Annotated in this window: 12 protein-coding genes and 1 pseudogene; 7 read left to right on the top strand and 6 right to left on the bottom strand. The window is 69.7% G+C overall.

Features of this window, described 5'->3' with window-relative positions:
• Nucleotides 1–222: 222 nt before the first annotated feature.
• The 3 genes and pseudogenes from G6N68_RS32205 to G6N68_RS21535 all read left to right on the top strand — a co-directional run.
• Nucleotides 223–1,689: pseudogene (locus G6N68_RS32205) on the top strand (PE family protein); the annotation flags it as partial.
• A gap of 342 nt (nt 1,690–2,031) precedes the next feature.
• Complete coding sequence (locus G6N68_RS32395) at nt 2,032–4,590, top strand: PE family protein (protein WP_163716681.1); 2,559 nt, start codon at nt 2,032–2,034, stop codon at nt 4,588–4,590.
• Complete coding sequence (locus G6N68_RS21535; protein ID WP_163716685.1) at nt 4,514–4,774, top strand: PE family protein; 261 nt, start codon at nt 4,514–4,516, stop codon at nt 4,772–4,774. The genes G6N68_RS32395 and G6N68_RS21535 overlap by 77 nt, the downstream gene beginning before the upstream one ends.
• Before the next feature lie 123 nt (nt 4,775–4,897).
• On the opposite strand, the gene G6N68_RS21540 is transcribed toward G6N68_RS21535, so the two are convergent.
• A complete protein-coding gene (locus tag G6N68_RS21540; RefSeq protein WP_163716687.1) occupies nt 4,898–5,407 on the bottom strand; it encodes a DoxX family protein in 510 nt (169 codons plus the stop codon).
• A gap of 182 nt (nt 5,408–5,589) precedes the next feature.
• Here G6N68_RS21540 and G6N68_RS21545 point away from each other — a divergent pair, with 182 nt between their 5' ends.
• Together G6N68_RS21545 and G6N68_RS21550 are read left to right on the top strand one after the other, a co-directional pair.
• Nucleotides 5,590–7,161, top strand: coding sequence for a pyruvate, phosphate dikinase (locus G6N68_RS21545; protein WP_240355554.1), 1,572 nt, complete (start codon nt 5,590–5,592; stop codon nt 7,159–7,161).
• The gene (locus G6N68_RS21550; RefSeq protein ID WP_163716690.1) at nt 7,158–7,763 is read left to right on the top strand and encodes a MarR family transcriptional regulator; all 606 of its coding nucleotides are present in this window, start codon (nt 7,158–7,160) and stop codon (nt 7,761–7,763) included. Before G6N68_RS21545 ends, G6N68_RS21550 begins: the two co-directional genes overlap by 4 nt.
• 1 nt (nt 7,764) lies before the next feature.
• Here the strand turns inward: G6N68_RS21550 and G6N68_RS21555 are convergent, their stop codons facing one another.
• Nucleotides 7,765–9,006: a WS/DGAT domain-containing protein gene (locus G6N68_RS21555; RefSeq protein ID WP_240355555.1), complete on the bottom strand. Its 1,242-nt coding sequence runs from the start codon at nt 9,004–9,006 to the stop codon at nt 7,765–7,767.
• The gene (locus G6N68_RS21560) at nt 9,003–9,905 is read right to left on the bottom strand and encodes an alpha/beta fold hydrolase (RefSeq protein WP_163716695.1); all 903 of its coding nucleotides are present in this window, start codon (nt 9,903–9,905) and stop codon (nt 9,003–9,005) included. The genes G6N68_RS21555 and G6N68_RS21560 overlap by 4 nt, the downstream gene beginning before the upstream one ends.
• 84 nt (nt 9,906–9,989) lie before the next feature.
• Here G6N68_RS21560 and G6N68_RS21565 point away from each other — a divergent pair, with 84 nt between their 5' ends.
• Nucleotides 9,990–10,313 carry a TetR/AcrR family transcriptional regulator gene (locus G6N68_RS21565; protein WP_163716698.1) on the top strand — a complete coding sequence of 108 codons (324 nt, stop codon included), beginning with the start codon at nt 9,990–9,992 and terminating at the stop codon, nt 10,311–10,313.
• Between the two features lie 16 nt (nt 10,314–10,329).
• Here G6N68_RS21565 and G6N68_RS21570 read toward each other — a convergent pair whose 3' ends face one another.
• Both G6N68_RS21570 and G6N68_RS21575 read right to left on the bottom strand, forming a co-directional pair.
• On the bottom strand, nt 10,330–10,815 hold the full coding sequence (locus G6N68_RS21570) for a VOC family protein (RefSeq protein ID WP_163716701.1): 486 nt from the start codon (nt 10,813–10,815) through the stop codon (nt 10,330–10,332).
• 89 nt (nt 10,816–10,904) lie between these two features.
• Entirely contained in the window at nt 10,905–12,239 is a 1,335-nt protein-coding gene (locus G6N68_RS21575) for an adenylate/guanylate cyclase domain-containing protein (RefSeq protein ID WP_163716704.1), read from the bottom strand.
• A gap of 133 nt (nt 12,240–12,372) precedes the next feature.
• Here G6N68_RS21575 and G6N68_RS21580 point away from each other — a divergent pair, with 133 nt between their 5' ends.
• Complete coding sequence (locus tag G6N68_RS21580; RefSeq protein WP_205351402.1) at nt 12,373–13,230, top strand: alpha/beta fold hydrolase; 858 nt, start codon at nt 12,373–12,375, stop codon at nt 13,228–13,230.
• Here G6N68_RS21580 and G6N68_RS21585 read toward each other — a convergent pair.
• A complete protein-coding gene (locus tag G6N68_RS21585) occupies nt 13,221–13,685 on the bottom strand; it encodes a hypothetical protein (protein ID WP_205351403.1) in 465 nt (154 codons plus the stop codon). The genes G6N68_RS21580 and G6N68_RS21585 overlap by 10 nt on opposite strands.

The raw sequence follows: 13,685 nt of genomic DNA on the forward strand, positions 1-13,685 counted from the left end.
TTAACGGCCGGCCGAACCGAATTCTCGTGTAATAACTTGGTGCGCAAGGTATCTGAACTTGATGACGTAGGTCGCGCAGCACGCAGCGCGCAAGAATTGGGAGCTTTCGCCAAAACTGGTGTGCCCTACCCCGCAAAGGGCTACGTTTGGTTGATTAGGTAAATCGCGGGGCGATCATGGGCGTAAGCTAGGTCGCGGGGGGCCTTGTGGGGAGGGTCTGCGATGTCTTTCTTGATCGCGACACCGGAGCTAATGCAAAGTGCAGCAACGGATTTGGCCAGTCTCGGAGCAACACTCAACGCGGCCAACGCCGCCGCGGCGGCTCAAACCACAGGTGTACTGGCCGCCGCCGGCGATGAGGTCTCGGCCGCGGTCGCAGCGCTGATTTCCGCCCACGGCCAGGGTTACCAGGCGCTCAGCGCGCAGGCGGCGGCGTTTCATGACCGGTTTGTGCAGACCCTGACCGCCGGTTCAGGGTCCTATGCCGCCGCTGAGGGCGCCGCCGCCACGCCGTTGCAGAGCCTGCTTGACGGGATCAACGCTCCTGTCCAGGCGCTGACCGGACGCCCGCTGATCGGCAACGGCGCCAACGGCGCCCCCCTCACCGGGGCCAACGGCGGACCGGGCGGATGGTTGCTCGGCGACGGTGGCGCCGGCGGGTCGGGGGGCGCCGGTCAAAAAGGCGGTGACGGCGGGCCCGCCGGGCTGTTTGGCACCGGTGGTGCCGGCGGCACGGGGGGAATCGGCAGCTTCGTGGCAGGCGGGGCCGGCGGGGCCGGCGGGTTGCTGTTCGGCAACGGCGGGCCCGGCGGAACTGGCGGGTATAGCGGTGGGACCGGCGGGGCCGGCGGCCCCAGCGGGATGTTCGGCATCGGCGGGCAAGGCGGCACCGGCGGCTTCGGCAACGGCGCCAATGGCGGGACCGGCGGAGCAGGCGGAGCCGGCGGCCTGTTCGGCAACGGCGGGGCCGGAGGTGCCGGTGGGAGCGCGACAGCCTCGGGCGGTACCGGCGGGGCAGGCGGAGCCGGTGGGCTGTTGTTCGGCACCGGCGGCACCGGCGGCACCGGCGGCACCGGCGAGTTGTCCCTGGGCGGCAGCGGCGGAGCCGGCGGGACCGGCGGGGCCGCTGGGCTGTTCGGCACTGGCGGGCTGGGCGGCAGCGGTGGCACCGGCGGGACTGGGCCCGGCGGCGACGGCGGGGCCGGCGGAGCCGGCGGTGTGTTCGGCAACGGCGGGGCCGGCGGAACCGGCGGGACCAGCGCCACCTCCGCCGCGGCCGGCGGCGCCGGCGGTGCCGGCGGCAACGCGGGCGTCCTCAACGGCGACGGCGGCGCCGGCGGCACCGGCGGGATGTCCCGCTTCGGCGCCGCTGGGACGGGTGGAGCCGGCGGTAAGGCCGGCATGCTGTCTGGCGACGGCGGCGCCGGCGGCACAGGCGGGTTCGCCTTCGCCGGTTTTGGTGGCGCCGGCGGCAATGGGGGCCAGGCAGGATTGATCGGCAACGGCGGCGCCGGCGGGGCCGGCGGGCAGAGCATCGGCGCGACCGGTGGCGGTGATGGCGGTCGCGGCGGCGACGCCGGGCTGATCGGCAACGGCGGTACCGGCGGTAACGGCGGGACTGGACCCACCCCGGGCAAAGCGGGCGCAGGAGGTACCGGGGGCGTGTTGCTGGGCCAGGACGGAATGAACGGGCTACCGTAACCGCTTGGCCTGCATGGACCTTAGGCGATACCCGCTACTTCCTGGTGGGCCGCCCCAACGCAATTCGATTGGTGGATTGCCCACGTTGGACGCGTCCCTTCGCGAGACGCCGACCCGGGCGACACCGTCGAGCAGTTGCCCGACCTGAACGGGCACACGGTTTGGGGTAGGCGGTGAGCGTCGAGTACGAGCGCACGCAGGAACTACGACCCCGCCGCGCGGCATCTACGACCTTTGACCGAAGTTCTTCCCCCCGTCGCGCCAGATCCTCAACTCAGTTCCCAAACGAACTTTGGGGGGTAGCGATTCCGTAACGACGGGAGGGCAGCGATGTCGTTTGTAGTAGTGGGTCCCGAGATGCTGGCGGCGGCAGCATCGGATCTGGAAAACATCGGGTCGGCGTTGAACGCCGCCAACGCGGCTGCGGCAGCCCCAACCACGTCCTTGCTCGCCGCGGCCGAGGATGAGGTGTCGACGGCGTTGGCGGCGCTGTTCTCCGGTCACGCGCAGGCATACCAGGCCCTCAGCGCCGAGGCCGAGCTGTTTCATCAGCAGTTCATGCAGGCGTTGAGAGCGGGTGGGGCGATGTATACCGCCGCAGAGGCAGCCAACGTATCTCCCCTACAGGGGCTGCTCGACAGCGTCAACGGACAAGTCCAGGCCGCCACCGGGCGTCCGCTCATCGGCAACGGCACCAACGCCGCGGCGGGGACCGGACAAAACGGGACGCCGGGCGGGTGGTTGATCGGCAACGGCGGCGCCGGCGGCTCCGGGAAAGCCGGCACCACCGGCGGGCCCGGCGGCAACGGCGGAGCCGGCGGGTTCCTGGGCAGCGGCGGCGCCGGCGGGACCGGTGGGGCCGGTACGACGGGTGCCGGCGGGGCCGGTGGCCGGGGCGGGGCCGCCGGCATGTTCGGCGCTGGGGGCGCCGGCGGGGCCGGCGGGAACTCGGTTGGCGGCGCCGGCGGGGCCGGCGGAACCGGCGGCAGTGCCGGCATGCTTTTCGGAGCGGCCGGGACCGGCGGCAACGGCGGATCCACCCAAAGCCTGACCGCGCTCGGCGGGGCCGGCGGCACCGGTGGTGCCGGGGGCGTGTTTGCCGCCGGCGGGGCCGGTGGGGTGGGCGGCTTCAGCTTTGGCGACGGCGGGGCGGGCGGTGACGGCGGCGCCGGCGGCGTGTTCGGGCCGGGCGGCACCGGCGGAGCGGGCGGAAACAGCATCGGCACCGCCGGCGGACACGGAGGGGCCGGTGGAGCCGGCGGCATGCTCGGCGCGGGCGGCACCGGCGGGTCGGGCGGACACGGCGCAACTGCCGGCGGGGCCGGAGGATCCGGCGGAAACGCGGGCATGTTCGGCTTCGGGGCCGCCGGTGGCGCCGGCGGCATCGGCGGGGAAGGCGTCACGGCCGGCGGCATAGGCGGGCCAGGCGGGGCTGGCGGCAACGGCAGCATGTTCTTCGGCGACGGCGGCGCCGGCGGTGCCGGTGGGTTCGGCGCGATGAACGGCGGCAAGGGCGGGGCTGGCGGCAACGCCGGCCTGCTCAATGGCAACGGCGGCGCGGGCGGAACCGGCGGTCAAGGCGGAGTCCTCAATGGCGGGGCAGGCGGGGGCGGTGGCGCCCCCGGGATGATCGGCAACGGCGGCAACGGCGGCAGCGGTGGCGCGGGCGGCAAGGTCGGCGGAGCGGGAGGCGTCGGCGGGAACGGCGTCCAGATCGGCGACGGCGGCAACGGCGGTAATGGCGGGACCGGCACCACCCCGGGCAAGGCGGGTGCCGGCGGCGTCAGCGGTCAGCTATTGGGTCTGGACGGCTTCAACGCGCCGGCCAGTACCTCGCCCGCGCACACCATGGCGCAACAAGCACTCAACGCGATCAACGCACCCATCCAAGCGATCACCGGGCGCCCGCTGATTGGCAACGGCGCCAACGGAATTGCGGGCACCGGCGGGGCCGGCGGAGACGGTGGGTGGCTGTTCGGCAACGGCGGGATCGGCGGTTCCGGCGCGGCCGGCGCCACCGGCGGGCCCGGCGGAAACGGTGGCGGTGGCGGCATTTTGTTCGGCTCCGGTGGGACCGGCGGCGCCGGCGGGCCCGGCGGCACCACCGGTGGCGTCGGCGGCGCAGGCGGCTCGGCCTTCCTGAGCGGCTCCGGCGGTAGCGGCGGCGCCGGTGGCACGGCGGTGGCTCCGGCCGGCACCCCCGGCCCCTTCACCGGGGGTGCCGCCGGGCGCGGCGGCAACGCGGGGTTCTTCTCCGGCGCCGCCGGAACCGGTGGGGCCGGTGGTGGCCCCGGAACGGGCGGTGCCGGTGGGGCCGGCGGCAACGGCGGGCTGTTCGCCAGCGGCGGCGTCGGCGGTTATGGCGGGTTCGGCGGCAATGGCGGAGCCGGTGGGGCGGGCGGCGCGGGCGGCCTGTTCGCCGCCGGCGGCGACGGCGGTGTCGGCGGATTCAGCACGCTGACCGGCGGAACCGGCGGCGCCGGCGGCAACGGCGGCCTCTTCGGCGCCGGCGGCAACGGCGGAGCCGGCGGCTACAGCCTCACCATCGGCGGCACCGGCGGCAACGGCGGCAACGCCGGATTCCTCGCCGCGGGCCCCTCCGGGGGTTCGGGCGGTAGCGGCGGAGGCGCCAACAACGGAACCGGGGGGACCGGCGGCATGGGCGGCAACGGCGGCGTGCTCTTCGGCTCCGGTGGGGCGGGCGGCAACGGTGGCGAGGGCTCGTTCGACTCCCACGGTGGCGCGGGTGGCGCCGGCGGCAACGGCGGTCTGCTCTTCGGCTCCGGCGGCTCCGGCGGCGCCGGTGGTGTGGGTGGCCCGAACCAGAACACCATCGGCGGCCCTCGGCGGAGCCGGCGGCAAGGCTGGGCTCATCGGGAACGGCGGTGATGGCGGCGCCGGCGGGGCCGGCACGGGCGCCGGTGGCGGCGGCGGTAACGGCGGGAACGCCGTACTGATTGGCGACGGCGGAAATGGCGGCAATGGCGGAACCGGCACACCGTCGGGCGGGCGTGGCACCGGTGGCACCGGTGGAGCGCTGCTGGGCGTTGACGGGAACGACGGCCAGCCGTAATCCCCGGTGCCTACGCATTGTTCGCGCGTCAGCGTCACGCTGTCTTGACGCTCGCGGGCGAGCGCCACTCTGGCGTGACGTTCGTGGGCGCACGCTAACGCCCGATGGACAAGCGGCTTCCGACTACGCGGATTCTTTGACCGGCGGCCGGTAGAAGATCAGCAACTGGCCGATCGCGCCGGCAAGCCCCAGACCCAGCGAGATCGCCAGCCCGTGCCAGCCGTCGAACCAGTTCTTGCCGAAGATCAGCCAATCCAGGCTGAGCCTGCCCGCGCCCACCGTGGCTACCGCGACGGCGCTGGCCGCCAGCACGAGGTTGTATTCCCAACCTTCCTTGACGATGAAGAAGCCGTTGGACCGGTGCACGGTCCAGGCCGCGACGATCATCAACGAGACAAAGCCCGCGGCGGGAATGGGTGTGAGCAGGCCGGCAGCCAAGCCCAACCCGGCGGCCGTCTCCGTGGCTGCGGCGACGGTGGCGTGGAACTTGCCGGGCTTCATGCCGATGCTTTCAAACCAGCGCGCGGTACCGGGTATACGACCTCCACCGAAGAACTTGTTGAGGCCGTGTGCGGCGAGCGTCAGGCCCAGGACGAGCCGCAGAATCAGCAATCCGACGTCATACGGAGTCATGGATGCAAACCTAGATCATCGAAGCATCTACGAACAGGAGCGGCGAGCCGCGTGATTCCAATGGTCCATGTGGGACCATAGCGGGCGTTCCGACCAGCCCCCGCGGCCCCGCCCGACGACCGCCCGAAAAGTGCCCGAAGATCGTGAGGAGGTGCACCACGACTCGTTTTACGCGAGGTCCCGTGGTGTTGCTGGACGGCACCGGAAATCACCCGCGGGAGATCCTGGGCAACAAGGGCCACGGCATCGACACGATGCGCCGGAATAGCTTGCCGGTACCGCCCGCGTTCTGCATCACCACCGAGGTCGGCACGCGTTTTCTCACCGACCCGGAATCGACGATGGACGCGATCTGGGCCGACGTGCTGTCCCGAATGAGCTGGCTCGAAGGACAGACGTCCCGCACCTTCGGCAAGGGTCCGAGCCCATTGCTGGTCAGCGTGCGCTCGGGAGCCACACAGTCCATGCCGGGGATGATGGACACGATCCTGGACGTGGGCATGAACGACGACGTCGAAGCGGCCCTCGCCGTCGCCACCTCCCCCGAATTCGCCCGGGACACCCGGGACAGGTTTACCCGCATGTTTCGCCGCATCGTTGGCGACGAAGACCCACCCGACGACCCGTACGCACAGTTGCGCGCCAGCATCGCGGCCGTCTTCGGCTCGTGGAACTCGCCGCGCGCGATCACCTATCGCGAGCATTACGGACGCAACGAACCGGGCGGCACCGCGGTGGTCGTGCAGGCGATGGTGTTCGGCAACCAGGCCGCCAACTCCGGCGCCGGGGTGCTGTCGTCGCGCAACCCGATCACCGGAGCCAACCAACCGTTCGGCGACTGGCTGCCCGGCGGGCAGGGCGACGACGTGGTGTCCGGGTTGGTCGACGTCGAACCGATCACCGCGCTGCGGGACGAACAACCGGCCGTCTACGACGAGTTGATGGACGCCGCCCGCCGGCTGGAAAAGCTGGCCGGCGATGTGCAGGAAATCGAGTTCACGGTCGAGGACGGCAAGCTGTGGTTGCTGCAGACCCGAGGGGCGGAGCGATCGGCCCAGGCCGCCGTTCGACTGGCGCTGCAGCTGCGACACGAGGGACTTATCGACGACCACGAGACACTGCGCCGGCTGACCCCGGCGCACGTGCAGGCGCTGCTGGTGCCCGTGTTGCAGCCGGAAATCCGGGTGGCGGCAAAGCTTCTGGCCAAAGGTTTACCGGCCTGCCCCGGGGTGGCGCACGGAACGGCATACACCGACGTGGACCAGGCGCTCGACGCCGCCGACCGGGGTGAACCGGTCATCTTGGTGCGCGACCACACCCGGCCCGAAGACGTGCTGGGCATGCTGGCCGCGCAGGGCATCGTCACCGAGGTCGGCGGCGCAGCCAGCCATGCGGCCGTGGTCAGCCGCGAGCTCGGCCGGGTTGCGGTGGTGGGCTGCGGTCAGGGCGTCGTAACCGCACTGGAGGGCAAGCAGATCACCGTCGACGGGTACGAAGGTGAGGTGCGCGAAGGCAGCCTTCCCCTGTCGGCCTGGTCGGAGAGCGATACAGCCGAACTGCGGGAGCTCGCCGACATCGCGCGACGGATCAGTCCGCTGCGCGCACATACCGCCGGCGATTACCCGAGCCTCGACGATCCTTCGGAGTCCGCGGTGCGCTCTGCGATGACCGCCGGGACCACCGACGTCGTGTCGGACAGCCCGCTGCGCATCATGCTGACAGCGTTGCGAATGGCCCGAGAGGACGCCCCGTGAGCGAGTTGGCGGTCCTGCAGGCCGTCCGGCTCAAGGGCCGGGTGAGTCGCGACGACCTGGCCAAGACGTTGGGCACCGACCCCGCCGAGATCGCCGAAACCGTTGACGGGCTCACCACATCCGGACTGCTGATCGACGCGACCACCGTGCGCATCACACCCGAGGGGCGCGCCAGGCTGGCCGAACTGCTGGCCGAGGAACGCCGCGCGGCCGACCCGGCCGCATTAACCGCCGTCTACGACGACTTCCGTTCTGTCAATGCCGATTTCAAAGAGTTGGTGACGGACTGGCAACTCAAGGACGGCAAGCCCAACGCCCACGATGACCCCGACTACGACGCGGCGGTGCTGGCCCGGCTGGAATCCGTGCACCAGCGGGCGGGGTCGATCATTCATGCCGCCGCCGCCCAGCTGCCGAGATTGGGCGCTTACGCAACGAAACTGGGCGCGGCGCTAGACAAGGTGAAGGCCGGTGACCGCGCCTGGTTGACCCGCCCCCTCATCGACTCGTATCACACCGTGTGGTTCGAACTGCACGAGGAGCTGATCCTGGCGGTGGGCCTGACACGGGAGGAAGCCGCGAGATCCGGTGACGCCCAATGATTTACAGTGCCGCGTCCAGGAGTTGCAGGTAGCCGTCGACATCGGGCACAACCGACTCGGCCGCGTGGACACTGATCGCGATGGTGTCACCGATGCCGTGCACGCCGTGGGTCAAGCCCATACACGGTGACAGCGCCGGATATCCGGCCGTCAACACCACGGGGCACTCGCCGAAGCTCAGATCGGCGGCCCCGCGGTGGACGCTGGACACCACGGTATTGCCGGCCACCTGGGTGGGCCGGGCTTCGGCGTCGAATTGCGAAACACCCCAACGCAGTAGGGCGGCGGGGACCGCCGCGAAGGCCCTGCTACCCGAGTAGCTTGCCGGATGTCCGAGGCGACGGCGGGCATTGGCCAACTCGTCGGCGATTCGTCGCATCCGCTCTTCGTAGGACAGCTGCGGGTAGAGCCCTACCACCACATTGCCGAAGTGGTTATACGCATGCGGCACACCGGATTTAGCCATCGGAACCTCGGCGCCCAGCGTTTCGATAGGCCCACCCAGTAGGCCCGACAGCGCCTCGGACACCGCGGCCAACACCCGGACGGTGATGGTGGAGCCCGACAGTTGTGAGCGCTTGCGCACCAGCGTCCGCATCTCGCGCGCACCTTCGGGTCGGTTGTTGGTGGCCTGCGGCGGTCGCGGCTGGGGCCCGGGTGTAACCAGTCCGGCCTCAATGTCGCGCACCAGATCGCGGTGGGCGCGCGCAGCCTGCAGGGCCCGCCATGGCAGGAAACCCCTTCGTTGCCAGTGGATTTCGGGAACTGGGATGTCCCGTCCGAACAGCCATGCCGCCATCGCCGAAGCGCGCGCACCGTCGGCCACAGCATGCGCAATCTGCAGGACGGCGACGGTGCCGGGGTCGCTGACCTCCGGGATGCCGAACACCGGCGTGAAAACGTGCAGCCGCCAGGGCGTCTCGCGCACGTCCACCTGGTCGGCCGCCAGGCCCGCAAGAACCGCCAGACAGTCGCGCCAACTGCCGTCAGACAGCGTGTGCCGGCGCACCCAGTCCGGCCCGACCACCGTCGGCACCCAGCGCGGGTAGGTCAGTGCGCACCCCTCCTGGACCCGCATGCTCAGGTCGGGGCAGGTGCGGGCCCGGTCGCAGACCTGCTCCACTGCGCGCGCCAGATCGGCGGGTTCGCCGGCGAAAGCGTAGAGCAGAAACTCGTCGCTCGGGATCTTGGCCGACGTCCAGAGGAACTGGGCGTCTACGGCCGCCATCCGGTGCCCGGTCACTGGGAGCCGATGAACTTCAATATCAGCTCGGCGACCTTCTCGGGCTGCTCCAGCTGAAGGAAGTGCCCGGCGCGGCCGACAATGGCCACGTCGCTACCCAGCGGCAACACCCGTTCGGTCCAGTGCGTGAATGCCGGTGAGGCACAACCGTCGTCGTACCCATGCAGGTACAGGCTCGGCAGCCGGGGCGGCTCGGTCCACCAGCGGTGCAATTCGGCGTAACGAGCCGGCGGGCGGGTGTTGCGGATAGTGGCCCGGTACGGCCCGAGCGCCGCCCGCCAGCCCTCCGGTGTGCCGATCGCCGCGTCGACGTGGCGCAGGTCCTCCTCGGCGTGATAGCCGGGTGACCAGCGCCGCCACAGCCGCGGCACCACCCAGGAGGCGGACCGCTCCGGCAGCCCGGGCAATTGGAAGTAGAAGATGTACCAGCTGCGCAGCAGCTGACGGGGCAGTTCACGGGCCAGTCGGCCGCGCTCGGGCACCCGACCGAGCGGCTGGAATGCCGCGGCCGGCGGCACTGACATGAGCACCGCCTTGACGAACGGGCTCTCGGGCATGGCGGCCAGGCCCGTGCCGGCGATCGCACCCCAGTCGTGGCCGATCACCACGTCGTTCTCGGTACCACCGGCGGCCTCGCGCACCCGCAGCGCGTCGTCCATCAACGCGCCGACGTGATAGCTGCCGTCCGCCGGAATGTCCGACGGCGCATAGCCCCGCATGAACGGCGCCACCACCCGCCAGCCGGCCTCGACCAGGCGTGGCGCCAGCTTGCGCCACCCGTAGGCGGTGTCGGGAAAGCCATGCAGACACAACGCGATTGGGGCGTCCGTCGCTCCCCAACTGAGCGCCTTCAGGTCCCCGTTGGGACCCTTGATGTCGATCCAGCGTGGTTGTGGCATTCCGGGAGACTCCTGTTCGCCGTTCCGGCCCGCATGATCCAACGTAACCGAGGCGCAAACGTAGCCACCCGCGAGCTTCTAGGTATGGCGACACCCGTGCCGGGCCACCGCTGGGCCAAGACGGACGGGACTCAGCAACGAATCCTCGACGCCGCGACCGACGTGTTCGCGACCAGCGGCTTCACCGCCGCGACGATCGCCGAGGTGGTGGAGCGGTCGGGCGCCGGCGTTGGCAGCATCGATCACCACTTCGGCGGCAAGAGCGAGCTGCGCGGACAACTGCTGAGTCGGTTGCTGGTGGCGACCATGGCGGAGTCGTCGCTGATGGTCGCCGCCTGCGACGACCCGGACGATGTGCCGCCCATCGTCGACGCAACCATCGAATGGATCGGCCGGCTCATCGAGTGAGCTCGCGACGCCGGGCTCAGACTGTCGCAGCGGCCTCCGCAACCGCCTTCTCGATGTCGGCGATCACGATTTTGCGCATGCCCAGCATGGCCGTGGTGGCCGCCGTGGCCCGAACAGGGTCGGGATCGTCGCACAGCTCGTTGAGCCGGATCGGCACGATCTGCCAGCTCAGGCCGAAACGGTCCTTCAGCCAGCCGCATTGGGATTCTTCACCGCCGTCGACCAGCTTGTTCCAGTAGTAGTCGACTTCCTCCTGGTCCTTGCATTCGACCACGAAGGACACCGCCTCGCTGAACGTGAAATACGGGCCTCCGTTGATCCCCAGGAACCGGGTGCCGTCCAGCACGAAGGTGCCAGTGACCACGGTGCCGGGCTCACCCGGGCCCGCTTCGGTGTAGTAGGTGTAGCCCTCGATGCGTGAGTTCGGGAACACCGAGGTGTAGAACTCCGCCGCCTCTTCGAGGTTGTTGTCGAACCACAGTGAGGGAGTGATCGATGGCATGTCGCCTCCTTGCTGTCTCGCGGGTCTTCGCTGTCTTTCAGGGCCTTCAAAAAGCCTTCGTAGCTACAGACCCCGACGGCGACGAAAACTCACCGCGTGACCCGAAATACCTCGATCGGTTCGGGCAGACCCTTGAGTTGGCGCGGGCCAAGGGTTTCGAAGGCCAGGCCGGATCCCGTCGACAAATCGCGCACGGTGCGGCTGGCGAGCACTTCGCCGGCGCCGGCCAACGCGCCGATGCGGGCGCCGATATGGACCGCCACGCCGCTCCACTCGTCGCCCCGGCGCTCGCATTCGCCGGTGTGAATCCCAGCGCGAATCGCGATGCCGCGACCAGCCAAGGCCGGCACCATCTCCAGCATGCAGCGGGCCGCCTTGGTCGGTGCATCGAACAGCGCGAACACGCCGTCGCCGGTGTGCTTGGCCCGGATGCCGTCGAAGCGCGACAGCAGGCTGTCCACCACTGCGTCATGGCTGTTGAGTTGTTGCCGCCACGCCGAATCGCCGACGGCGCTGAGCTTTTCCGTCGAACTCACGATGTCGGTGAACACCACCGTCTTGAGGACACGTTCTTCGGCTGGGGCACCCGATTCCCCGGTGAAGAAGTCGAGCAACGCATCGATCAGGACATCGGCAACGTCGAATGGGGTGTGCGGGCCGGGCGGCAACATGTGGAACCGCGCGTTTGGCATGCCGGCGGCCAGCGCGGCGGAGGATGCGACAGGCACCAGATCATCGCCCTCGCGGGCGAGAACCAGAGTGGGAGCACGGACGGCACTCAGCACCGCACGAACGTCGGTGTCCATGAAGGCCTGCCACCACAGCCTTGCCATCGAGGGACTCGACACGGAGCGTTGCAGCTTGCCGAACATGTCCCGCATGCCGGGCACCTCGGCCGTTGGTCCGTAAAAGAGCTTCACCAATGCTCCTCGGCCCCAGTCATTTTCGATCTCAGCGAGCTGCGACTGCACCTCTTCGGCGGTGAAGCCCCAGGGGAAGTCCGGCAGATCTTGCGAGAAGCGTGCGGCAGTGCCGAGCAGGGCGAGCAAGCTGACCCGTTCGGGATACGTCGCCGCGTACAAGATGCTGACGGCGCCGCCTTCGCTGCTCCCGAAGAGCCCGAATCGCTCGACGCCAACCGCATCCACGATGGCGACGAGATCTTCGAGGCGCTCCTGCAGCGAGAGCAGGTGTGCCGATGGGTCGGACAGACCGGTCCCGCGCCTGTCCCACACCACCAAGCGGCCATGCTGCGACATCCGTTCGATGGGGGCTGCGTACGGACTGCCCGGTTCGTCGATCGCGTCGACGTCGCTGACCATCCAGCCCGGCACCCAGATGACCGTTGGACCCGAGTCGCCGAAAATCCGGTACGCGAGGTGCACATCGCCGTTGCGGGCGTAACGGACCCGATCGTCCCTCATGAAGAAGATGGTGACACGTCGCAGCCCATTGACGGCTGTTCGACGGCGCCGAGGAGTTGTTCCCGGAAGCACCCCGGCCGCCCAACCACCCCCAGCCACCATTGCTTAACCAACCTATGTAACGTCAGTGCGCGTGAGCAGTCCCCAGACGGTCGAGTTCTTCGGCAAGAACGGGATCAGGCTGGTCGCCGACGAGTGGAACCGCAACGCGGACACGGTGGCCGATCGCCCCACGATTCTGATGCTGCACGGTGGCGGCCAGAACCGGTACTCGTGGAAGAACACCGGCCAGATCCTGGCCGACGACGGCTTCCACGTCATCGCCCTGGATTCCCGCGGACACGGTGACAGCGACCGCGCGCCGGACGCCGACTACGCCGTGGAAACCCTGGCCGCCGACGTCATGCACGTCCTCGACACCATCGGCCGACCGGTGGCACTCATCGGGGCCAGCATGGGCGGGTTGACCGGCATCCTGGTGGCACACCGCGCCGGCCCCGCCAGGGTGACCCAGCTGGTCCTCGTCGACGTCGTACCCCGGTTCGAGAAGACCGGTAGCGCCCGCATCCGCGAATTCATGCTGACCAACATCGACGGTTTCGAGTCACTCGAGGAAGCCGCCGACGCCGTCGCCGCCTACCTGCCGTACCGGCCCCGGCCACGCAGCCCGGAGGGGCTGAAGAAGAACCTTCGCCTGCGCGACGGACGCTGGTACTGGCACTGGGATCCGGCGTTCATGACCAAGCCCGGCGACGATCCGGAACTGCGCACCGAAGGTTTCGAGGAAGCAGCCAAGGCGCTGGAGATCCCCGTCCTGCTGATCCGCGGCAAGCTGTCCGACGTAGTCAGCATGGAAGGCGTCCGCCATTTCCTGGACACGGTGCCCGGCGCAGAGTTCGTCGAACTTTCCAATGCCGGACACACCGCCGCCGGCGACGACAACGACGCGTTCAGCGAGGTCGTCGTCGCGTTCGTCGAGCGTCAGCCGTAGGCCTGTGCCGCGAAGCTTAGCCCGCCCCGTTGGTCGGACGAAAGCCGCTGTGCGGGACTGAGAATGGGCGGGTGGCGCAGGTACTGAGTGAACCCGGTGGCGTGCAGCGTGAGCGTGAACTCATGGCCGGCCAGAGTCCACTCGAATGCGCCGGCCGCATCAGGTGCGCTACGTTCGAGCGCATCCAGTGATGGCTCAAAGCTGAAGCCCCGCAAGTCAATATCGCCGGCCACATCCCACGCCTGGTCGAAAACGAGCGTGGCGGGGCAGACCCGGAAGCTGAAAGCCGTCTCTGGCGGCGTCGGAACGATCCACTCGACGATGTAGTCGATGTCCAGCAGCAACCTGCCGGGGTAAGGTAACGCCGGTTCGAAAGCAACAGCGTGCACGGCACAGTCGTGCCAGTTCATCCGGTCGAAGTCGGCGTCGGTCCAGATCGCTTGTGCGCCAGACAC

The organism is Mycobacterium bourgelatii, from assembly GCF_010723575.1.
Lineage (GTDB): Bacteria > Actinomycetota > Actinomycetes > Mycobacteriales > Mycobacteriaceae > Mycobacterium > Mycobacterium bourgelatii.